Here is a 22,628-nt window from a genome sequence, read left to right as displayed (position 1 = left end):
TTGATTTGGACTTATTGGTTAGCAAGTGGCAAGGAGCCTAGCGGCCGCCCGTGAAGGCCGCAAGCGTCCGCAGACTCTGCACCAGGCGGGGAAAAAACACCGGATAATTGGGCATCGGCTGTCGCCCTGAGAAGGAAAATCGCGCAGCTGGTGGCAACCGGGAAAAGACGCCCGGGAAGATATAGACTAGCTGCATGTCGAACCCTGCAGAACAAGGAATAGGATTGGATGGAAATTGATCAGTGGCGTCGGGAATATGTCAGCGGCGGCCTGAGCCGCGCGGACCTATGCGATACCCCGTTGGAGCAATTTGACAAATGGTTGCAGGAACTGGCCCCCGCGGGCCTTTCGGATCCCAGCTCCATGATACTGGCCACCGCCGATGCGAATGGCAGGCCCTCACAGCGGGTCGTACTGCTGAAAGGATACGGGGATAAGGGATTTACCTTCTTTACCAACCTGCAGAGCCAGAAGGCCAGGGATATCGCCGCCAACCCGCAGGTGTGCCTGCTGTTCCCGTGGCACGCGCTGGATCGCCAGGTCATCATCTATGGCCGTGCGGAGGAACTCGACCGGCAGGAGGCGCAAGCCTATTTCCAGACGCGGCCGCGGGACAGCCAGCTCGCGGCCTGGGCGTCACACCAGAGTGAACCGGTGGAGTCCCGTGAGCAACTGGAAAAAGCCTTCCTGCAGACGCGGGAGCGCTTTCCGGATGAAGTGCCCTTACCGGACTTCTGGGGCGGTTACCGGGTGGTGCCGGACACAGTGGAATTCTGGCAGGGCAGGGCCAGCCGGCTTCACGATCGCTTTATGTACCTGCTGCAGGATGACGGAAGCTGGAAGGTGGAGAGGCTGTCACCGTGACACAGCCGGACAGGGCAGCCGTGTCCGCTGACTGGTCTGCCCGGGGGTTTTCCTGTGACCTCTGGACGGACCCGCCGGGACAGCGGTGGGAGGACTTCGTGCACGAGGTGGACGAATTACTGATGCCCGTGGAGGGAACTATCGAGGTGGAGATTGACGGACGCGTTTCCCACCCGGCCATTGGCGAGGAGCTTTTCATCCCGGCAGGGGCGAGCCACTCGGTGCGCAATACCGGCGGCACTATGGCGCGGTGGCTTTACGGCTATCGCAGTTGAGGTGCGGCTGATATCCCGGCACTGCTGCGGAAGCTTCCATGCGTACAGCGAGGGCATGTGCCTAACCGGCACATCAGCTTTCGCTGTCATTCTCCCTTCGGTCAATTCATATCCTTTGGTCTACTGGAGTCGGCTCGACCAACCCGTGCGGATACGCCGCAAAATTATTGACCGGCTGGTCTAAAGCTGGATTTTTCCCCGCCAAAATTTTTCTGTTTTTCCTCTGCATTATATTTTCGGTGAATGGAGAATATTCACCGCTCTGATAATCGCCGCTTGCGCGGCAAATTGGCGAGCTGCCTTTCCATGCAGGCAGGACTTATTGCGTTACCAGGAAGCTTTTTCCAGACAAAATTCCTTTCTCCCCTCACTTACTAGTTGTAAGCTTCGGATATCACCCGTTGCTGTTCCCGCGGGTGGTCGAGAGAATCGCGATCACTCGTCGAGCCCCTAAAGCAAAAACAACAGGTGGGGCATGCAGTACGATCGCAGTGCTTCCGTTGTCGCGACAAAAATAAAGAACGCAATCGCAATGGAGAGAGAAAATGGGACGTCAGTTCAATTCAAGGAACGTATCCACCCTCGTATCTGCCTGCTCGGTAGCCACCCTCTGGCTTGCCAGCGGCATGCCCGCCCACGCCGCCGAGGGCGCAGTGGGCACCATCATGGAAGAAGTCCAGGTTACCGCGCGCAAGCGGGCCGAGGCCGAGCGCCTGCAAGAGGTGCCGGTAGCGGCCACTGCCTACTCCGGCGACCAGCTCGAAGCCCTGCAGACCAAGGACCTGCAGGACCTGTCCTTCAAGATGCCGAACGTGCAACTCGACGATGTCGGCACCGTTAAAAACACCGCCAATTTCACCGTGCGTGGCCTGGGCGTCAACAGCTCCATCCCGTCTATTGACCCGACCGTGGGCGTGTTCGTCGACGGTATGTACATGGGGGTGAATGCCGGTGTGGTAACCGACATGTTCGACCTGGAGGGGATCGAGGTGTTGCGCGGACCGCAGGGCCTGCTGTTCGGCCGCAACGTCACCGGCGGTGCGGTGGTAATCCGGACGGCCCGCCCCACGGAGGAATTCAGCAGCAGGTTCAAGCTCTCCACCACCGATAACCTGGACACCGTCGCTGCGGGCACCGTGAACGGGGCAATTTCCGACTCCGTCAATGGTCGCTTCACTGCCTATTACAACGATGACCAGGGCTGGTTCGAGAATGTCTATACCGGCAACGACAGCGCAGGTGCATCTGATACCTTCTTCATTCGCCCGAGCGTCAGTGTCCAGCTCTCCGAGACGGCCGATCTGCTTGTGCGCATGGAGCACGGCAAGATGGATTCCGATGGTGTGGTGGCCCAGAATCGGGGTAACGAATTTGTATGGGTCCCTACCAATGACGGTCTTATCCCTGGATACACGGCGCCCCAGATCGCTGCCGCATTTGGTGTCACAGACTGGGATAACAGCAGCGATTCATTCGAGGTGGCCCAGAACGAGGAGGGCTTCCAGGAAGACGAGTGGACCCACGTCATCACCGAGTTCAACCAGGATGTGGCCTTCGGTAACGGTACCATCACCAATATCCTCGCCTGGCGCGAGTACGGTGCCGTCGGGCTCGGTGATATCGACTCCCTGCCGATTACCGCATTCCATGCCAACACCCGGGTAGACCAGAGCCAGCTCAGCAATGAGTTGCGCTACGCCGGTCGTTTCGGGCCCACCTCCCTGACCACCGGTGTCTACTGGTTCTCCCAGGAGCTGGAGTATTTCGAGAACCGCCTGCTGCCGCTGAACGGGCTGGATATCACGGGTGGCGGCCTGCAGGACCACGAGGCCCTGGGGGTATTTGCCCAGGCGGATATCGACCTGAACGAGTCCTGGATCCTGACCCTGGGTGGCCGCTATTCCAGGGAAGAGAAGGATGCTGAGATTGCCACCATCAACCCCGTTGTGGCCAGCAACACCCTGTGCGACCTCGACGGCTGTGCCGCCTACGATTTCAGTGACAGCGAGAGCTGGAACGCCTTCACACCGAAGGTCGGGCTGCAGTGGCAGGTGAGCGACGACGCACAGCTTTACAGCTACTGGACCAAAGGCTTCCGCAGCGGTGGCTACAACATGCGCAACACCGGCCTGCTATACCAGCCGGGCCCCACCGACCAGGAGGAGCAGACCAGCTTCGAGCTTGGCGGCAAGGCTGAGTGGCTGGATGGGCGCGTGCGCACCAACCTGGCGCTTTTCCACAACACCATCGACGATATGCAGCGGGAGGAAAACCTGCCCGATCCGGTATTCTCGGTGGTCCAGTACATCCGCAATACCGCCGATGCCACCATCCAGGGTGCAGAATTCGAGGCCATGGCCGCGGCCAGCGATACCCTGCTGTTCACATTCAACGTCGGTTATGTAGACGGAGACTATGACAGTGTGAGGGGCGATATCAGCGGCGACGGAGTGGTGAACGATGTAGACCTGGGATTGGATATCCCGCGCCTCGCCCCCTGGACCTACGGCGTGGGCCTCGTGCACGACCTGGAGTTGGGTTCCGCGGGTGCGGTAACGTCGCGGATTAATTTTAACCACCGGGATGCGTCTCCCTATACCGACAATAACCGGGGCATGCTGTCGGAGGCAGACATGCTGGACTTCAGCATCGGTTATTCTCCGGATGCCGGTAGCTACCGGGTGACCCTGTTCGGCAGGAATATGCTCGACGAGGTCACCGAGGGCAACAACACCCAGTTGCCCCCGACCCTCGGAGGACTCGGTGCCAGCTTCACCCCGCTCAACAAGGGCCGGGTCATGGGCGTGGAACTCACCTACGACCTGTAACTTCACCAGCCTGCCGCAAATGGCATAGACTGAAAGCCCGGCAATGCCGGGCTTTTTTATTGGGCCAGTTGAAAGAGTTCAAGGGAGAAATTTTGATGCGTTTTATCAACCTGCAAGGGCACGGCGGCCCCGAGGTGATGGAACTCGCGACGGGTGAAAAGCCTGAGCCGAGGAAGGGCGAAGTGCTGATCGCGGTGGCGGCGGCGGGCGTCAACCGGCCGGACGTGGCCCAGCGCCAGGGGCTCTACCCCCCGCCCCCGGATGCATCGCCGGTGCTCGGACTGGAGGTTGCCGGTGAGGTGGTCGAAGTGGGAAGCGGGGTGTCCCGCTGGAAGGTGGGCGACCGGGTTTGTGCGCTCACTAATGGCGGCGGCTATGCCGAGTTCGCCGTCGCCCCGGCTGGCCAGTGCCTTCCCGTGCCGAAAAGCCTGTCGATGGCGGAGGCGGCTGCACTGCCGGAAACCTGTTTTACCGTATGGACCAATGTTTTCGACCGTGCGCACCTGCAGCCCGGTGAGATCCTGCTCGTGCACGGCGGGTCATCTGGAATCGGCACCACCGCCATCCAGATTGCCAGCGCGCTGGGCTCGCGGGTTTTTACTACCGCGGGGTCGGCAGAAAAATGTGCGGCCTGCGAGGAGCTCGGGGCGGAGCGGGCAATCAATTACCGCGAGGAGGACTTTGTCGAGGTGGTGCGTGCACTGACCGATAGTCACGGCGCGGACGTTATCCTGGACATGGTGGGCGGGGACTACGTGAACCGCAATATTCGCCTCGCCGCTACCGATGGTCGCATCGTCAACATCGCTTTCCTGCAGGGAGCGGAAGTACAGGTCAACCTCTGGCCGATGGTGGCCAAGCGGCTGACGCTTACCGGTTCTACTCTGCGCCCCCGCTCAGCGGAGGTGAAGGCGGCCATAGCCAGCGCCCTGGAACAAACGGTATGGCCGCTGGTTGAGGAGGGCAGGGTGCGCCCGCGGATAGCGGAGACGTTTGCATTGCGGCAGGCAGCTGAGGCCCACAGGCTGATGGAGTCCAGCAGCCATATCGGCAAGATCGTCCTGACAACGTAGCCGCAGCGGGCGGGGAACCCCCGGCGCGGGCCTGGCCCATGGCCACGTCGCCGGTGGCCATGTTGGTATATGCCTCATAGAGCTTGCTGATCTTGCGCACATACGCGACGGGCTCGGCGCCGCGGGCGTAGCCGTAGCGCGCCTTTTCGAAGTATTCGGGCTGCTCCAGCTTGAGCATGGCCACTTCCACATTGTCGAACCACTTAGTCGGATCCAGCCCCAGCTCCTCGGCGAGAATCTGCGCGTCCTGCACATGCCCCAGGCCCGCGTTGTAGGAGGCGAGGGTGAACCAGAGTTTCTCATCCTCGGGCAGCGGATCCTTGAACCGGTTGCGGACCCATTCCATGTATTTGACCCCCGCTTGCAGGTTCTTGTCTGGATCATACAGCGGCGGCGGATAGCCCATGTCCTCGCCCGTACGCGGCATCACCTGCAGCAGTCCCTGCGCGCCCACCGGTGATGTTGCCTTGGGATTGAAGTTGCTCTCCTGCCACATCTGCGCGGTAATCAGGCGCCAGTCGAAGTCGCGTTCGAGGGAATTCTTCTTGACCAGCTTGTCGTAGGGCGACAGGTCTTCGCCCGGCACCACCCGTGCATTGATTTTCTGTACCAGGTGCTTGTCGGGTTTGAAGTAGGCCGCGAACAGTTTCTTGTATTCGTCACTGCCGGCGAACTTTTCCATGAAGCGGTTGACCTGTTTCAGCAGGTCCTTGTGGCCCTGCTTGACCATCCACCCCTGGGGCAGCGGGTCGCTGACCTGCATGCCGATATCCAGGTCGGGCCGCAGGGCCGCCTGGATTTCGGCGATATAGGCGTCCTCGATGGTCGCGTCGAACTCGCCTTCCGCCACCTTGTTGAGGATGGTGGCGAACGACATATCCGGCGGAGCCACATCGATCTCCACGTCCACGCCGTTTTTCTGCAATACCCGTGCCGTCTCGATAAATGACGAATAGGCGCGCAGGGTCAGGGTGCGGCCGGCCAGGTCGCCAAGGGTCTCGATGGGGGGCTTGTTGCGGTTGGTGACGATGCGCTGGGGCGTCTCGAGGAAGGGCACGCTGAACTGCACCCCTTTTTCCATGCGCGCCCGGGTGATGGTGGTGGATGCCCCGGCGATGTCCGCGCGACCGTCAACGACCCAGTCGACCAGGTCTTCCTCGTTGGGTACCACCACGATCTTCAGGGCCAGGTCGTGCTTTTCGGCAAATGCCAGCGCCATCTCGTAATCGAAGCCCCGCAGCACGCCTCTCCAGAGGTAGTAGCTCAGCGGGCCATTATAGGTGGCGAAGCGCAGTACGCCGGACTTCTTGATGGCGTACCAGTGGGAGGTGCGCTCAGGCACGCTGGTGACCAGGGTGCGGGTCAGGAAGTTGTTGATCCGGGTCCGCAGCTGCTTGGCGTCCTGGCGCACAGCCCAGGCGATGTCCTCCGGCTCCGTGATGACCGCACCGATTTTCAGGTCGTCGCGGTACTGGAGTGTGTCCTCGGCGATGTTCTTGTGCAGGATGGTGACCGCGTTGTCGCCCTTGCTCACCAGGTCGAACAGGGTATCGCGCTCGTCCACCAGGTAGACTTCGCGCACCGACAGGTTGGCGTCCGGGTATTTTTTTACCAGCTCGCGGGCCCGATCGGCATAGGAGCTGCCCGCGAGGACGATAAGCTCAGTGCCCCGCAGGTTTTTGGGGTCGCTGATGTCGGGCCCTTTCTTCCCGCTGACCAGCACGTCTGGCGTCTGCAGCAGTGGGATGGTGAAACTGACGATTTCACGCCGCTGCTCGGTGTCACTCACATTATCGGCGAATACATCCGCTCGCCCTTCCGCCACCATCTGGAGGGCCTCTTCCGGGGTCCTGGCTATCATCCAGCGGCCCTGGAGTTTGAGCCTCTCGGCCAGCCTGTTGGCCAGCTGGCGGTGGGTCTGGGTGACGATGGCCTTGCGCGGCAGGTACTGCTGGTCGTCCGCGGTCAGGCTGACAAAGCGGATGATGCCGCGCTTTTTCAGTGCCGCCAGGTCTCCCTTCTCGATGTATTCCGTTTTCTGGACCGTCTCGTCTTCCCGGGCTGCCGCACGATCCTCCCTCTGTTCGCGGGGCGCTGTCGTGCCGCCGGTGGCGGGTGCGAGGCCGGGCTGTTCCCCAACGGGAGTACCCTGGCCGGGTTCTCCCCGGTCGCAGGAAGACAGGGCCAGGCAGGCGAGCAGGACACAGAAGACCACGGCGCATGAGTGCGCTGTGCGTCGCAAGGCTGTCTTGTCAGTCACCATGGCATGCTCCGGCAGCTTCCACGGCCCCTAGTGTAGGGTGGGAGTGCGGATGCGCCATTTTGCGCTCCGGGGGGCGGGGCAAGGTCAGTCGAGGATTTCTTCCACGATCGACGAGAACCGGCCACTGGCAACCCGCGTCTGGAGCCGCTGGCCCGGCTCCAGTGTTTCGGCCTGCTTCACCACCTCACCCCGTTCGTCCTGAACAATGGCATAGCCGCGCTCCAGGACCGCGAGGGGGCTGACATTATTCAGCAGCTGGGCGGCGTGACCGAGGAGCTCGCGACGGTGCTCCAGCAACTGCCCCATGCCCCGGTGCAGCTGTTGCGCCAGCTGGGCCAGTTCGGCCTGTCGCCGCTGAAGGTCCCGCTGCGGATGGAAATGGCCGAAGGCGCGCAGTGCGGCTGAGAGTTCGCGCCGGCGGAGCTCAAGGTTGCGCCGTCCGGCGCTCTGCAGGCGCAGCTCCAGGTGGTCGAGGCGCTGGGCGCGGTTCTGCAGTTGCTCCCGCGGGTGGCGAATACGATTGCGGGTGGCTTCCAGGCGCTGGTGGAGGTGGCGCAGCTGGATCAGCGCAGCCCGCGCCAGGCGCTCCCGGAGGGCGGCGAGGCCCTGGCGCAGCTCCACCGCATTGGCACTGGCCAGTTCGGCGGCCGCAGAGGGGGTGGGTGCGCGCACGTCGGCCACCAGGTCGGAGACGGTGGTGTCGGTCTCGTGCCCGACGGCGGAAATGACCGGAATCGGGCAGGCCGCGATGGCACGGGCAACAACCTCCTCGTTGAAGGGCCACAGGTCCTCCAGGGAGCCGCCGCCGCGACCGACGATCAGCAGGTCGTGCCGACCGAGCCGCCCCGCCCGGTGGATGGCAGCGGCGATCTGCGGCGCCGCTTCGCGGCCCTGTACGGCGACCGGCCACAGCTCGATGTCGGCCGCCGGATGGCGCCGGGCCAGTACATGGATCATGTCCCGTATCGCCGCCCCGGTGGGGGAGGTGACGATACCGATATTGGCCGGCAGGAAGGGCAGCGGTTGCTTGCGTTCAGGGTCGAACAGGCCCTCGGCCTGCAGGCGACCCTTGAGCTCCTCCAGCTGGCGCATCAGGGCGCCGAGTCCCGCCTCTTCCATATGCTCGACGATCAGCTGGTACTCGCCTCTGCCTTCGTAAAGCCCTACGCGCACCCGCAACAGTACCTCGCGGCCGTTTTCGGGCCTGAAGCGCACCGCACGGTTGCGGCCGCGGAACATGGCACAGCGGACCTGGGCCCGGGCGTCTTTCAGGGTGAAGTACCAGTGCCCGGAGGTGGGGGCGGCAAAGTTTGAGATCTCGCCGCTGACCCACAGCAGCGGAATGCTGCTCTCCAGCAGGTGCTTGACCTCGCGGTTGAGGTCGCTGACCGTCAGGACGCTGCGGTTGGCGTTAGTGCCAGCGGGCGTGGATCGGTTGCCAGTGAGCATAGAAGTCTCGCGGTAGTCCTCGGGGCGGGCCAATATTGCAGTAACGCTGTGGCAGGTAAAGGTATTTGGCAAAAAAAGCAAATAGTCTTTTGACGCCGGCGATCTAGGCGCTATAATCGCGCCGATACCCAATCCCGCTATCTCGAGGTTTGAGTGTCCATGTCTGAATCTGGCCTGCGCATCGCGCGCGAAGCTCTCACGTTTGACGACGTCCTCCTTGTGCCCGGTTACTCCGAGGTCACCGCCAAGGACGTGTCCCTGAAAACCAAACTGTCCCGCAATATTTCCCTCAACATCCCGCTGGTTTCCGCGGCGATGGATACTGTTACCGAATCCCGCCTGGCCATCGCCATGGCGCAGGAAGGCGGTATCGGCATCATCCACAAAAGCATGTCGATCGAGGACCAGGCGCTGGCAGTGCGCGCGGTCAAGAAGTTCGAGGCCGGCGTGGTCAAGGACCCGATCACCATCGAGTCCAGCGCCACGGTGCGCGAGCTGATTGCCCTGACCACCCACCACAATATCTCCGGCGTGCCGGTGATGGAAAAGGGCAACCTGGTGGGTATCGTCACCAGCCGCGACGTGCGTTTCCAGACCGACCTGGACGCTACCGTGGCCAGCATCATGACTCCCAGCGAGCGACTGGTGACCGTGAAAGAAGGCGCCGCACCGGACAAGGTGCAGGAGCTGCTGCACCGTCACCGTATCGAGAAGGTGCTGGTGGTAAACGGTGATTTCGAGCTGCGCGGCCTGATTACCGTCAAGGATTTCAACAAGGCCGAGCAATACCCCAATTCCTGTAAGGATGCCGATGGCCGCCTGCGCGTAGGTGCCTCTGTCGGCACCAGCCCGGACACCGACGACCGTGTGGCGGCGCTGGTGGAAGCCGGGGTGGACGTGCTGGTGGTTGATACCGCCCACGGCCATTCCCGCAACGTGATCGACCGCGTGCGTCGCATCAAGGAAATGCACCCGCAGGTGGACGTGATCGGCGGCAACATTGCCACCGCCGAGGCGGCCAGGGCGCTGGTGGAGGCGGGCGCAGATGCCGTAAAGGTCGGTATCGGCCCCGGTTCCATCTGTACCACCCGCATCGTCACCGGTATCGGCGTCCCGCAGATTACCGCCATTGCAGAAGTGGCCAAGGCACTGGAGGGCACTGACGTGCCGCTGATCGCCGATGGCGGCATCCGTTTCTCCGGCGATATATCCAAGGCCGTGGTGGCCGGTGCCCATTCCGTGATGATGGGCTCCATGCTGGCAGGCACCGAGGAGGCGCCGGGCGAGGTTGAACTCTTCCAGGGGCGGACCTACAAGTCCTACCGCGGCATGGGTTCCATGGGCGCCATGTCCCGCACCCAGGGCTCTTCCGACCGCTACTTCCAGGATGCCAGCAAGGGCGCCGAGAAACTGGTGCCCGAGGGCATCGAGGGCCGCGTGCCCTACAAGGGACCACTGTCTGTCATCGTGCACCAGATGATGGGTGGCCTGCGTTCCGCGATGGGCTACACCGGCAGCGTGGATATCGAGACCATGCGCACCCGGCCCGAGTTCGTGCGGGTCACCGCAGCCGGTATGGGCGAGTCCCATGTGCACGACGTGCAGATCACCAAAGAGGCGCCCAACTACCCTGTCGGTGGTCGCTGATAGCGCCTTTATTTGAGTAACTATCATGATTGATGGCGAGCGGACCCACGGGGTCCGCTCGCAGTTTCTGGGCCTCCACCCTGTAACAATCGAGTAAGCCATGTCCCAAGATATCCATGCCAGCCGAATCCTGATTCTCGACTTCGGTTCCCAGTACACCCAGTTGATTGCCCGCCGCGTGCGCGAGCTGGGCGTATTCTCCGAGATCCGCGCCTTCGACATGACCGACGAGGAGATCCGCGAGTACAACCCGCAGGGCATCATCCTTGCCGGCGGCCCCGAGTCGGTACCGGAAGAGGGCTCCCCGCGGGCACCGGACGCAGTATTTGAGCTGGGAGTACCGGTACTGGGTATCTGCTACGGCATGCAGACCATGGCGCACCAGCTGGGCGGTGCAGTGCAGGGCAGCAATATCCGTGAATTCGGCTATGCGCAGGTGCGGGTCGAGGGCAGCTCTGCGCTGCTCGATGACATCAAGGACCACCTGGATGGCGACGGCCACGGGCTGCTGGATGTGTGGATGAGCCACGGTGACAAGGTTGTGCAGATGCCGGAGGGCTTCGAGCTGATGGCCTCGACGGAGTCCTGCCCGATCGCCGGCATGTATCATCCCGAAAAGCATTTCTACGGCGTCCAGTTCCACCCCGAGGTGACCCATACACTGCAGGGCATGCGCATCTATGAGCGCTTCGTCATCGGCCTGTGCAAATGCGAGAAACTCTGGACCCCGGCAAACATCATCGAGGATTCCATCGCCAGGGTGCGCGACCAGGTGGGCGAGTCCAAGGTGCTGCTGGGCCTTTCCGGCGGTGTCGACAGCTCGGTGGTGGCGGCACTGCTGCACAAGGCCATCGGCGACCAGCTGACCTGTGTGTTCGTCGACAATGGCCTGCTCCGCAAGGAAGAGGGCGACCAGGTGATGGAGATGTTCGCCGACAACATGGGCGTCAAGGTGATCCGCGCGGACAAGGAAGACCTGTTCCTGTCGCGCCTGGCGGGCGAGGACGAGCCGGAGGCCAAGCGCAAGATTATCGGCAATACCTTTATCGAGGTGTTCGACGAGGAGGCGGCCAAGCTCGAGGATGTGAACTACCTGGCCCAGGGCACCATCTACCCGGACGTGATCGAGTCCGCCGCGGCCAAGACCGGCAAGGCCCATGTGATCAAGTCACACCACAATGTGGGCGGCCTGCCGGAAGAAATGCAAATGGAATTGGTGGAGCCGCTGCGCGAACTGTTCAAGGACGAGGTGCGCAAGATCGGCCTGGAACTGGGTCTTCCGTACGACATGGTCTATCGCCATCCCTTCCCGGGCCCCGGCCTGGGCGTGCGTATTCTGGGCGAGGTGAAAAAGGAGTACGCGGATATCCTGCGCGAGGCCGACGCCATCTTCATCGAGGAACTGCGCAAGGCGGACTGGTACCACAAGACCAGCCAGGCCTTTGTCGTCTTCCTGCCGGTCAAGTCCGTGGGCGTGGTGGGAGACGGTCGTCGCTACGAATATGTCGTCGCACTGCGGGCCGTCGAGACCGTCGACTTCATGACCGCCCGCTGGGCGCACCTGCCGTATGAACTGATCGAGAAGGTCTCCAACCGCATCATCAACGAGATAGAGCATATCTCGCGAGTGGTCTACGACGTATCCAGCAAGCCGCCGGCCACCATCGAGTGGGAGTAAGTGACTACCAGGCTTTGAAACGAAGCGGGGAATCCGGGCGAGGGCGCAAGGCTGCGCCCGGATGCTGGCGTGGCTACAGCCTGGATGCTGTCCGAGGTGATTGGCGGTCAGGATTCGGCATTCGACGGCGTCGACAGGGCCCGCAGGTTTTGCAGTAATTTTTCTGCCCGGGCGATGCTGGCCTGCAACTCGACGTTATCCGGGTCCAGGCTTTTGGCTTCGCGCCAGACATCGAGGGCGCCGCTGATATCGCCCCGGCTGTATAGTTCATTGCCCCGCTTGATCGCGGTTTCGACCCTGGCGCTTAGACGCGTGCGGAACTGTTCTTGCAAATCCAGCAGTTGGGGATTCCGCGGCCACCGCTGCAGAAGCCGGTTTAGCTGCTGTCGCGCGCCGAGCAGATCGCCGGTATCCAGCGCCTGCTGCACTTCCACGACTGCCTTATTGTCCACGGAGCTCCTGGCTGGTGGCCGTTTCGCCTTGCGAAGCTGGCGGTTGGCCTCGGCCAGGTCGCGCTCGATATTGTCAGACTGATAGTCGTCGCCGTACAACCGCTGTGCAATCTGCAGGCCGCGGCGGGCCAGCGAATAGTCCTGCCGTTCCAATGCCCGCTGCGCATAATACTGCAGCTCCTCTGCCGCTTTGTGGCGTTTCCGCTGGTACAGCTTCAGTTCCAGCGAGGTCACCAGGCCGGGGCCCTTGAGCTGCCGCAGGCGCTCGTAGGCTTTGGCGTCTTTCAGCAACTGCTCGCCGCGATGAATCGACAGTTCCATACGCACCAGCTCTTCGCGCAACTGGCGTCGCTCGTCCAATTGCTCTCGCGCCGAATCCAGTACCCGGCTGTCCGGCAGCGCGCTGGTCGCGCGATGAAGAATCTGCTCGGCGCCGTGCCAGTCGTCCTGTTGCTCCAGCCGGCTCGCAGCGCGGATTACGTCACGCTCGAATTGCTCCAGGCTGCTGTGCAGTTGTTTGATTTGTTTTTGTTGAGCCGGCGTCGCAATATCCAGTTGCTGCAGTTGGTCGAGCTCGGCCGACTGCCGGCGGGCTTCTTCCAGCGCCGCAGGCGGTAAACCTTCCAGCGCCTGCTGTTGCGCCGGCATAAGGCTACAGGCCGGCAACAGTGGCAATAACAGCAGCCATAGCAGGATTGGGCGGACCAGACTAGGCATGGGCGACAGTCCGTGGGCAATGTTTATTGGCCCGATGGTTCAGTAGCCCCTGCAGATTGGCCTGCAGCAGTGACTGAAATTTGCGATGGATGTCTTGCACCGAATAGATCCTCACCGGCGCTGACTTGCCGCGGATCGAAAGGGTCTGTACGGCTTGCGCAGTGACGCGGGGCTGCAGAACATTAAAGAGCTCTTCTCGCATAATGATCTGGTCCGACTTGGCTACGGAGCATAACCTGGAGGCGAGGTTGACGGAATCCCCGACCACCGTGTACTCCATGCGGTCGTCGGAGCCCAGGTTGCCGGCCAGCATGGCGCCGCTGTTGATGCCAATGCGGAAGTGTACTTCGGGCTCGCCGGCAGCGCGGCGCTGCTCGTTTAACTGCGCCGCCAGCCGCTGGATCAATACCGCACAACTGACCGCGTTGAATGCGTGGTCGGAGTCGTCCTCCAGCACGCCGAAAACCAGCATCGCGCAGTCGCCGATAAACTTGTCGACTACGCCGCCATACAACGAGCAGGCGCCTGAAATACAGGAGAAATACTCGTTCAACAGTTCGGAGACCTGGCTCGGCTCCAGCTTCTCCGACATTGCGGTAAACCCGACGATATCGGCGAACAGTACGGTCGCCTCGACCGGCCTGCTGCTCAGGCGGATCTCGTCCAGGTTGGCCAGCACCTTGTCGGCGACGTTTTTTGACACATAGCGGGAAAAGACCTGCTCGACCTGCGATTTCTTCAACAGCCCGGCCGCCATATTGTTGAAACCTTCGATTAAAAAGCCGATTTCATCGTTGCGACGGTCGTCGATTCGGGTCGCCAGGTCGCCGCGGTCGATGGCCCGGGTCGCTTCCATCAGGTTGTGTATCGGCAGGGACAGGCGCCGGCTCAGCCAATAGGCCAGCAGGGACGCCAGTAAGGTCATGGCCAGTGTGGCGTAGACAATCGCATGGCGGGCCTCGGCCGCGGCCTGGTCCATTAGCGACGCGGACAAGGTCACCACTGCCGAACCGACCCGGACGTCCTGGTAGATGGCTGGCGCGGTAAAGCTGATCAACCGCTCCGGCGGCCTGTCCGCCGTGCGCCGGAACCAGGGGTGGGATGTCACCCCGGCTGCACCGGAAACGCTACCCGCCCGGTCCGGCTGGATGCCGGCCGCCGACAGCAGTTCACCGTTATGAGCGTAGATGCCGGCCCCGAGGACTTTGTCATCCTGGCTAAGATTGGCGGTCAGCATGCGCAGGTGCAGGCTGTCCTCCGCCAGGATCGGCTCACTGGCCAGTTTCGCCAGCTGCAGCGCCATGGTGTGGCCGAAATCATCCAGCTGCGCCCGCATCAGTTGGTTCTGGTTGTTACTGATAAACAGGCCCAGGCTTGCCATCCCCAGGACCAGCAAGAAGGTCATGACCAGCGCCAGTTTGAACGCGATCGGGAAATGGCCAGGCCACAACCGGTTCAGGCGCGCTTGTAGCACGCTGACAACGGTTCGCAAGATGGCTGTGACCTTGGTTTTCAACTGGAGCCTTCTCCATTATTGGTTATGTGTAGCGGAGCGGGAATGGACTATAGCAGTTCTTGGGCCGCGGTAGGACTGTGATTCAAGTCTCGCTACCGGCGGTGTCCGACCTGCCGGTCAGGTCCATAAGCCAGTTTATCGAGCGGTTCGGGCTGTTCAAGGGGGGGCAGTCGAGCACCATGCGCCAATGATCGCCGGTAAGCCGGGCTCTTGCCGGGGGCTGGTCCTTGCCGCAGGGCAATTAAGTCCCCGCCCTGCTACTGGCGCTTGTGAGATTGATATCGCCGCTCTCGCCAACGTCGCTCTCGGCGGCGGGCTCGGGTTCCGCAGCTGCGGTATCAATTTCGCCCACGGCCAGCTGGTCAAATGCAACGAAATCCAGCACCAGATCTTCACCGCCGGGCAGGCCGCTGTGTGGTGACGAATTGGCCAAGTCCTGGCCGAAGGATTCGTCCAACTGCAGGTCCTCGAAAAGGCTTTCCGGGCTCGGGCGAGCAGGGCTGGCGGCATTTTCCAGGCTTTCCTCTCCACCGCCCGCAGCCTCCATGCCGCTTTCCTTACTGGTGGAGCTTCTCACACCGGCATCGCCACTTTCTGTCGCCTCGCTCTGCATCGCCCCGGACGCAGGTTCCGCGGCAGGTGGTGCCACTTCGTCCAGGGGCAGCTCATCGTATGTAGCAAAATCTGGTGCCATTACGCCCTCGCTCGGTGGGCTGCTTTGCGCCGAGCGCTTTGCGGAGTCCCCGCCGAATGACCCATCCAATCGTAGTTTTCCGAAAAGATGCTCGGGCCCGGCCGTTGCAGTGCCGCCAGCACTTTCCTGGCCCTCCTCTTGATCGGCAACAGGCTCCATTCCGCTTTCCTCCGCTCCAGTTACATACGGCTCCGGGGCAGGCGGCGGGAATTCGCCGCGCCAGTGGGTGGTGAGCGTATTGAAGCGAACAGCCCGGTCCTCTGGCCAGCGGGATATAGCCATGCGGCGCTTCTGAATCCAGGCCGGTACCTGGCTGAGCACGACACCCCCGGCGATACCGGCCAGGATCAGGAGTAGCAGGGCTGCATAGCTCGGAGCAGGTTCGCGAACGACGGCCGGGGCCGGCGACGCAGGGGTACTGATGCCGCCAGGAGTGGTACCGGCGCTGCCCGCGTCGTCCATGTCAACGGCGTCAGTACGCAGTTGCGCTTTAAGCTGGGTGATGCGCTGTTCCTGCAGCTGCAGCATTTCCTGCATCACGGCCAGGTATTCGCTGGCCTTGATGCGCTGGATTTGCTGGCGCAGCTGCGCATTTTCCCGGTTGACCTTGTCGAGCTGCTCTTTCATGGCATCAATTTCTTCACTAAGACGTACGGTGTGGCCGCCGCTGGTTGCGGTCGGGCTGCCAGACAGGCGCAGGCGGCCCCGGCGTGCTTGCTCGGTTTGGGCCGTGGGGGAGGCAGTATCCGCTGTCGGAGGGAGTGGCTCCTGCCCTGCCAGGGCTGACGCTGCAGTGGCTGGGCGGCTTGCGCTGGCTGGCGGCGCAGAGTAATCAGCGGCTCCTGGCAGATTGAGCAGCGCACCGGCCTGGAGCCGGTTCATGTCGCCGTTGAGGAATGCGTGAGGATTACGTTCATGTATGGCCGCCATTACGGTATCCAGCGGGATGCGGGGGTCGGGTTGTATCCGGCGGGCAATGCGCCAGAGGCTTTGACCGGGCTCCACGCGCCATTGCTTGCCAGTATGGGAGGGGCGCGCCATGACGGCTGGTTGCGCCTCCGGGCTGGTGGTTCGGGCCTCGGTTGCTGGCGGATTTCTGGGTGCGGCAGGCGGCAGGTCCAGCAGCAGGCTGTAGTCGCGGTAGAGGGTGCCACCGGGCCAGCTCAGCTCCAGGACGAAGCTCACGAGAGGCTCATATACAGGCGCAGCCGACTTTACCTGGATGGTAAGGCCGCCAGACTGCTCATAGACACTGATCAACAGGGGCTGGGCACTGGCGGCCAGATCGTAGCCCATCTGCTCCGCATCGAGACCGAGAACCTGGTGGACCCTGACTTGCTCCACACCCAGTGAAGCGCTGCGGTCCAGTATGGGAATTTCAACAGCGAGCGGATAGCCGAGGGCCGTCTTGAGCGAGGCATTGCCCAGCCCCAAGGCCAGGGAGGGCGCGCTGGCGAGAAGCAGGGGGATTTGCAGTATCAACGCAATCAGTGTTGCGGCCCCTGGCGTTCGTGGCAGGGCGTGGCGTAGATCCATTACATTTTTTTCCGGTGGCCCAGCAATTTTGGGCAAGCTGATCGAGAAGGTTTCCAATAACACCAACAACGAAATTCACCGTATCTCCGGCCCCGTCTAATTAAGGGAACTGCAAGCTCCTGCCGCGACCGAGAGGGAGGGAGCGGTCCCGGCCCACTTGGCCTAACCCCTGCGTGTCAAGACTTTCCACAAGGTTAATGCTCTTGTCACATAGCCGAATTTAGCGCGTTCTTTTGTCAACCAGTTTTCAGTGTCTTTTCTAACTTATTGATTTTTATCGCTTTATTTCTTTGATTAAAATTTCTTCACAAAGACGCGGTAACCGAATCATGCGGTTTGGCGGGATTTTCCCGTGCATTGCCCACAGAGTTATCCACAGATTCTGTGGACGGGGTAGACCCTGGTTAGGATTCTGTCCAGTAAAAAGAAGGTGGGGAAATGACCGGCGCGGAAGCGGCTCCAGATCCCGGCGACTGTCCCCGGCAAGAACACATGAGTATTGGGGACCATATAAGGCAGGCGTACGGAAATTCTCCCGCACGCCTGCCCGGAAGCGTCAGCGGAACCGCATTTCCACCCGGCGGTTCAGCGCGCGTCCGGCCTCGGTGTCGTTGGACGCCACCGGCTGTTGTTCGCCGTAGCCGTTTGCCGTGATACGGCCGGCGTCGATGCCGTTACTGATCAGGAAGGCCCGCACCGAATTGGCACGCTTCTGTGACAGTCTCAGGTTGTAATTGTCGTTGCCGAGGCTGTCGGTGTGGCCGGCGATCTCCACCGCCGTGCCGGGCTGGCTGCGCAGCGCCCGCACCGTAGTTAGCAGTTCATCGCGGGCCCCGGGAGTCAGGCGGTCCGAATTGAGCTCGAAGCGCACCGCCTCGAGGGTGATGGTCTGGTCGGCAATCACGCAGCCTTCGCTGTCCACTTGCGCGCCCGGCAGGGTGTCGGGGCAGCGGTCGTCCCGGTCGAATACACCGTCGCCATCCGAGTCGGCCATCTTTACCTCCACCGGCCCACGCTCGGGTGGCGGTGGCGGTGCCATCGCCACGACCGGAGGCGGGGGACAGCGCAGCGGGATGCTGACGCCAAAGCCCAGCTGCCAGTCGTTGCGCCCGCCCTGGAAGAAGTCATGCAGGTAGCGTACCTCTGCGCGCAGGCGGATACCGCGGCGGGATATTTCCTCGGTGGTGAAGCCTGCAGCGAAGTTGACGAAGCCCTCGGTCTGGTCGTCCACATCGGGGATCACGTCGTTGCGGGCGATGCCTACGCCGGCGAGCAGGTAGGGGGTATACCACTGGCGGTCACCAAAGTTGTACGCGACATCGAAGCCGATGCCGGACATGTAGAAATCGGTCATCTCGGACTCGTTGGTTTCCAGGATGGCACCGAATATCTGCACTTCGTTGTACCAGGGGCCCTCGTAGCCCCATCCGTACGCGGCCCGCAGGCCGAGTGCATCGGGATCGGTGTCCCGCTCGCCGTCGACCCGGGTGAAGTAGGGGACCAGGTCCAGGTAACCGTCGTCGGGGCCGGCGGCGCCGGCCGGCAGGCTGGCAGCCAGTACAGCGGCGACAAGCAGGGGGCGGGTGATTTGCATCGGTGACTTCCTTGTGGATGTTATAGGTGTCGTTCCTTGCGCGATGCACAACTGGGAAAACTTTCCCGGTTTATGCGGCGCCTCTGGGATATTTAGCCCAGTCGCGACTTTTATCCAAGAAATTGGCGCGAGAATACATTCTTCTGAATGATCGACGCGCTGGGGGAGGGAAGCGGGCGCCGGCGGCCCAATCCGGTGAGGGCCCCGGCGGCGATCAGCCCAGCTGGTGGCGGAAACAGATCAGCGCGGCGGTAACCGCCACATTCAGGCTTTCGACATCGTTGTGCATCGGGATGCGCAGGCTGTCACTGCACTGCTCGGCTGCGCTCTTGCTGACACCGTGGGTCTCGTTGCCGAGTACGAATACCGTCGGCTTCCCGGTACCGATGCTGGCCAGGGTCTCGCGTGCGTGGGAGGAGAGGCCGTACACGCGCGCGCCCCGTTCGCGGAACTGCGCCAGGGTGGGCGCGAGGTCGCCACAGCGCAGCAGGCGGGTCTTGAACAGTGTACCGGTGCTGGCCTTTATCACCAGCGGGTCTATCTGGGCGCAGCCCTTGCGCGGCAGGATGATGCCGTCGATGCCACCGGCGCAGGCCGAGCGGATGATCATGCCCAGGTTCTGGGGGTTGGTGATGCCGTCCAGGGCCAGCAGCTCGTAATTCTTACCCGCGCTGGCTGCGTCGTGCAGGAACGCACTGGCCGAGCCATACAGCGGCGGCGCCAGGTCGAGCGCGACCCCCTGGTCCTGGCGTGCATTCCGGGAAATGCGGGAGAGTGACTTGCGGTCGTGGTGGGCTACCTCGATCTGTCGCTCGAGTGCCAGCTGCTCGATACGGGTTATAACCTGGTCGCGCCGGTTGCTGTCGGCGAGATGCAGCTTGTGCACGGGCAGGGAAAAATCCTCCAGTGCCTCGAGCACGGGCTTGCGTCCGTAAATCGTCAGCAGGCTGTCGAAGAAGGCGCGCTTCTGCAGGTATTCGGGGGAGTCTTTCAATGGTTGGGTTCGCTCAAGAGTTGTTCCAGTCTGGCTGCCGCCTCGCGGTCGAGGCCCCGTCGCCCGGCCAGTTCCACGCAGGCGCGCCCCAGCTCCCGATAGCAACTCAGCAGGGTGGGATCAGTGGTTTCCAGTGCGGACAGGTGGGCAGCCACCGTCTCCAGGTCGCCCCGGGCGATGGGGCCGGTCAGGGCCGCCTCGGGGCCAAGACGCAGGTTGTTGGCCAGGGTCTGGGTGACGATGGGGCCCAGCATTTCCAGCGCCTGGTGTCGCTCGATGCCGGCCGCCGCATAGGCGCGCAGGCTCAGGTCCAGCAGCGCGGTGAGGTAATTGCAGGCCAGTACTGAGGCGGCGTGGTAGAGGGGCTTATCGGTGCCGGCAAGCTCCAGCGTGCGGCACTCCAGTGCGGAGAAAGCCTCGCGCAGGTCGCCGACTGCCTGCTCGTCTCCCTCGAGAGCCACGGTGCTGCCGGCGAGGGAGCGCAGCGACTGCTCGGGGGTGGCAAAACTGTGCACCGGGTGGGCACTGGCCAGCGCGGCAGGGCGGCAGGGGGATAATACCGTGGAGCCCAGGGCCCCGCTGCAGTGGAAGACGGTGCTGTTTGTGCCCTGTAGCCGCTCTCCCAGTTCCCGGGCGGCTGCCGGAATCCGGCTGTCGCCAGTGCCTACCAACCAGTAATCGGCGGCGGGCATTTCCGCGATGGCAGGGCAGGCCCGGGGCAGGGCGCCGGTGTGGTCGGCGCCGATAAAGCGTGCCGCCTCATCTGCGCTGGCGACGGAGCTGTTGCAGATTGCGCCGACCCGGAATACCCCGCGCTCCTGCCAGAGACGTCCCAGGGTCCGGCCCAGCTTGCCGGCGCCGATGATATTCAGTGTGCGCATCAGTTGCCGGCGAGGCAGTTCAGGTAGGCATTTACCGCGTTGCCGAGGCCCATGGCGATGGCGTCAACAGTGAGCGCGTGGCCGATGGAAACCTCTTGCAGCCCCGGGAGGGTGCGGTAGCGCGGCAGGTTGATGAGGTTCAGGTCATGGCCGGCATTCACACCCAGCCCCAGTTGCAGCGCATGCTCTGCAGCGGCGCAGTGCGCCGCGAAAATGCTCTCCACCTCCGGGCTCTGCCGGGCGACGGCATCGGCATAGGGACCGGTGTAGAGCTCGATGCGGTCGGCGCCCACTTCGCGTGCCAGGCCAATCTGCTCAAGGTCCGGGTCCATGAACAGGCTCACGCGGATATTCGCTTCGCGCAGGCGGGCGATGATCGGCTCCAGGCGGTCGCCGTCCCGCTTCAGGTCGAAGCCGTGGTCTGACGTGAGCTGGTCATTGCTGTCCGGTACCAGGGTGCACTGGTCGGGCAGGGTCTCCATCACCAGTGGCAGGAGCCCGGGGTAGTCGCCCATGGGGCCGGCGAAGGGGTTGCCCTCCACGTTGAACTCGACTCCCTCCACCGGACGGCAGAGTCCTGCCAGGTCGCGCACATCGCCGGGGCGGATATGGCGCTGGTCCGGGCGAGGATGCACTGTCAGGCCCTGGGCACCGGCGTCGAGGCAGGTGCGGCCATGGGCCACCACGTCCGGGTAGTTACCCTCGCGGGAGTTGCGGATCAGGGCGATTTTGTTGAGATTCACGCTGAGATCGATCAACGGTCACTCCTCCTCTTTGCTGGCCACTTCGCCGGCTTCCACCCGCCGGGCTTCGAGGATGCGCACTGGTGTATTGGGGGCGTCGGGGAAGGCGCGGTAGAGGCCGCGGGGCTCTTCGCCGATCCGGTCCACCACTTCCATGCCGTCGATGACCCTGCCGAACACAGTGTATCCCGGCTTGTCCGCGCTGCCATCGAGGCGCCTGTTGTCCCCGTAGTTGATGTAGAACTGCGAGGTGGCGCTGTCCGGCTCCTCGGTGCGCGCCATAGCCAGGGTGCCGCGCACATTTTGCAGTCCATTGTCGGACTCATTGACCACCGGCTCCCGGGTCTCCTTCTCCTGGAAATCGAACGTGTGACCCCCCGTCTGGGCCATGAAGCCGGGGATTACCCGGTGGAAGATGACGCCGTCATAAAAGCCGCTGTCGACATACTGCAGGAAGTTTTCCACGGTGGCAGGGGCTCTGTCCGCGTAGAGCTCTATGCGGACGGTGCCGAGATCGGTCTTCAGTTCGACCTGGGGGCGGTTTTCGCCGGCATGGGCGCCCACGGCCAGCAGGCCTGCGAACAGGGCGGCGGCGACTTTTCTTATTAGCATGACAACCTTGCTCCTTGGTTGGTAGCGGGCCCCGCCAGGGGCCCGTGGGGTCACGTCAGTTGGCCCGCTCTCAGTTGGCCCATTCAGAGCGGCGCCGGCGCGGGCGCAGGTGCGGGGCAATCATCGCCAGAATAGCACCGAGTCCTACGGAGAAGGCACCGTACATGTACCATTTCTGGGTGTCGCTGCCGGACAGGCGCTGGATCTCGGCCTCGGCCATGACCTGCTCCTGCTTGAGCAGTTCGTGCTGGTTGAGCAGCTTCTGGTGACGCTGGTTGAGCGCCACGGCGTCGGCGGACAGCCTTTTCAGTTCTTTCAGTTCATCGGCCAGTTGGGCGGACTTCAGCTTTTGCGCGTCCAGGGCCGTTTCCAGTTTCTGGTTCTCGGCCTCCAGGCGCCGCACCTCGCCACCCAGGTTGCCCTCCATTTTCTCGAAACGCTCGAGGTTGGCCTCGGCGCGTTGCAGTTTGATGGATGCCACCGGGTCGCTTACCAGGTACTGGCGGCGTACCCAGCCCTCTTCGCCACCCGGGGTGCGCACCCGCGACCAGCCGTCGTCAGGGGCGTCCTCGAGCAGAGTCAGCTTGGTGCCGCTGGGCAGGCCGCGGTGCAGGATACGGAACTCGTTACCCTTGCCGGAACGCATGGGTACGTGCAGCTGGTCGGTAATGTAACGGGTGCTGCCGCTCTGGGCCGCAGCGGGAATACTGATGGCGAGCAGGACTGCTGCCGAGAGACTGGTCAAGGATTTCATCATTCTGCTAAAGCTGTTTTTATCGGAGTGTGAATTTCAAAGTTGTTTTAATCGTCGC

Annotated in this window: 16 protein-coding genes and 1 pseudogene; 6 read left to right on the top strand and 11 right to left on the bottom strand. The window is 62.7% G+C overall.

The genetic code is table 11. The features are described 5' to 3' along the window. Window positions 1-228 precede the first annotated feature (228 nt). From pdxH to BLT26_RS16575, 4 genes are all read left to right on the top strand, one after another. Window positions 229-864, top strand: coding sequence for a pyridoxamine 5'-phosphate oxidase (gene pdxH, locus BLT26_RS01460; RefSeq protein ID WP_091507050.1), 636 nt, complete (start codon window positions 229-231; stop codon window positions 862-864). Then, window positions 861-1,139, top strand: a complete 279-nt coding sequence (locus BLT26_RS01455; protein WP_091507047.1) for a cupin domain-containing protein — start codon at window positions 861-863, stop codon at window positions 1,137-1,139. The genes pdxH and BLT26_RS01455 overlap by 4 nt, the downstream gene beginning before the upstream one ends. 545 nt (window positions 1,140-1,684) lie before the next feature. Continuing rightward, complete coding sequence (locus BLT26_RS01450; protein ID WP_091507044.1) at window positions 1,685-3,967, top strand: TonB-dependent receptor; 2,283 nt, start codon at window positions 1,685-1,687, stop codon at window positions 3,965-3,967. A 95-nt stretch (window positions 3,968-4,062) separates the two neighbouring features. Then, complete coding sequence (locus tag BLT26_RS16575; protein ID WP_091508689.1) at window positions 4,063-5,040, top strand: NAD(P)H-quinone oxidoreductase; 978 nt, start codon at window positions 4,063-4,065, stop codon at window positions 5,038-5,040. Between the two features lie 250 nt (window positions 5,041-5,290). Here BLT26_RS16575 and BLT26_RS16570 read toward each other — a convergent pair. After that, window positions 5,291-7,303 (bottom strand): annotated as a pseudogene (locus BLT26_RS16570) (MltF family protein); the annotation flags it as partial. Between the two features lie 84 nt (window positions 7,304-7,387). Further along, complete coding sequence (gene xseA, locus BLT26_RS01435) at window positions 7,388-8,752, bottom strand: exodeoxyribonuclease VII large subunit (RefSeq protein ID WP_091507037.1); 1,365 nt, start codon at window positions 8,750-8,752, stop codon at window positions 7,388-7,390. Window positions 8,753-8,911: 159 nt separating this feature from the next. On the opposite strand from xseA, the gene guaB reads away from it, so the two are divergent. After that, window positions 8,912-10,399 carry an IMP dehydrogenase gene (gene guaB, locus BLT26_RS01430; RefSeq protein ID WP_091507034.1) on the top strand — a complete coding sequence of 496 codons (1,488 nt, stop codon included), beginning with the start codon at window positions 8,912-8,914 and terminating at the stop codon, window positions 10,397-10,399. A 100-nt stretch (window positions 10,400-10,499) separates the two neighbouring features. After that, complete coding sequence (guaA, locus tag BLT26_RS01425; RefSeq protein ID WP_091507030.1) at window positions 10,500-12,077, top strand: glutamine-hydrolyzing GMP synthase; 1,578 nt, start codon at window positions 10,500-10,502, stop codon at window positions 12,075-12,077. A 107-nt stretch (window positions 12,078-12,184) separates the two neighbouring features. Here guaA and BLT26_RS01420 read toward each other — a convergent pair whose 3' ends face one another. The 9 genes from BLT26_RS01420 to BLT26_RS01380 all read right to left on the bottom strand — a co-directional run bounded on the left by BLT26_RS01420 (window position 12,185) and on the right by BLT26_RS01380 (window position 22,573). Then, entirely contained in the window at window positions 12,185-13,246 is a 1,062-nt protein-coding gene (locus BLT26_RS01420) for a tetratricopeptide repeat protein (protein ID WP_139169347.1), read from the bottom strand. Next, window positions 13,239-14,762 carry an adenylate/guanylate cyclase domain-containing protein gene (locus BLT26_RS01415; protein WP_091507024.1) on the bottom strand — a complete coding sequence of 508 codons (1,524 nt, stop codon included), beginning with the start codon at window positions 14,760-14,762 and terminating at the stop codon, window positions 13,239-13,241. The genes BLT26_RS01420 and BLT26_RS01415 overlap by 8 nt, the downstream gene beginning before the upstream one ends. 241 nt (window positions 14,763-15,003) lie before the next feature. After that, window positions 15,004-16,992: a type IV pilus assembly protein FimV gene (locus tag BLT26_RS01410; RefSeq protein WP_091507020.1), complete on the bottom strand. Its 1,989-nt coding sequence runs from the start codon at window positions 16,990-16,992 to the stop codon at window positions 15,004-15,006. Between the two features lie 556 nt (window positions 16,993-17,548). Continuing rightward, the gene (locus BLT26_RS01405) at window positions 17,549-18,586 is read right to left on the bottom strand and encodes an OmpA family protein (RefSeq protein ID WP_091507017.1); all 1,038 of its coding nucleotides are present in this window, start codon (window positions 18,584-18,586) and stop codon (window positions 17,549-17,551) included. Window positions 18,587-18,800: 214 nt separating this feature from the next. Continuing rightward, entirely contained in the window at window positions 18,801-19,580 is a 780-nt protein-coding gene (locus BLT26_RS01400) for a TrmH family RNA methyltransferase (protein WP_091507013.1), read from the bottom strand. Then, on the bottom strand, window positions 19,577-20,461 hold the full coding sequence (locus BLT26_RS01395; protein WP_091507010.1) for a Rossmann-like and DUF2520 domain-containing protein: 885 nt from the start codon (window positions 20,459-20,461) through the stop codon (window positions 19,577-19,579). Before BLT26_RS01395 ends, BLT26_RS01400 begins: the two co-directional genes overlap by 4 nt. Beyond that, the gene (locus BLT26_RS01390) at window positions 20,461-21,219 is read right to left on the bottom strand and encodes a pyridoxine 5'-phosphate synthase (RefSeq protein ID WP_091507007.1); all 759 of its coding nucleotides are present in this window, start codon (window positions 21,217-21,219) and stop codon (window positions 20,461-20,463) included. Before BLT26_RS01390 ends, BLT26_RS01395 begins: the two co-directional genes overlap by 1 nt. A gap of 3 nt (window positions 21,220-21,222) precedes the next feature. Then, the gene (locus BLT26_RS01385) at window positions 21,223-21,816 is read right to left on the bottom strand and encodes a peptidylprolyl isomerase (RefSeq protein ID WP_091507005.1); all 594 of its coding nucleotides are present in this window, start codon (window positions 21,814-21,816) and stop codon (window positions 21,223-21,225) included. Between the two features lie 70 nt (window positions 21,817-21,886). Further along, window positions 21,887-22,573, bottom strand: coding sequence for a TIGR04211 family SH3 domain-containing protein (locus tag BLT26_RS01380; RefSeq protein ID WP_091507002.1), 687 nt, complete (start codon window positions 22,571-22,573; stop codon window positions 21,887-21,889). Between the last annotated feature and the right edge of the window lie 55 nt (window positions 22,574-22,628).

Source organism: Microbulbifer yueqingensis, from assembly GCF_900100355.1.
GTDB classification, from domain to species: domain Bacteria; phylum Pseudomonadota; class Gammaproteobacteria; order Pseudomonadales; family Cellvibrionaceae; genus Microbulbifer; species Microbulbifer yueqingensis.
This window is presented reverse-complemented; position numbering and strand designations above follow the sequence as displayed.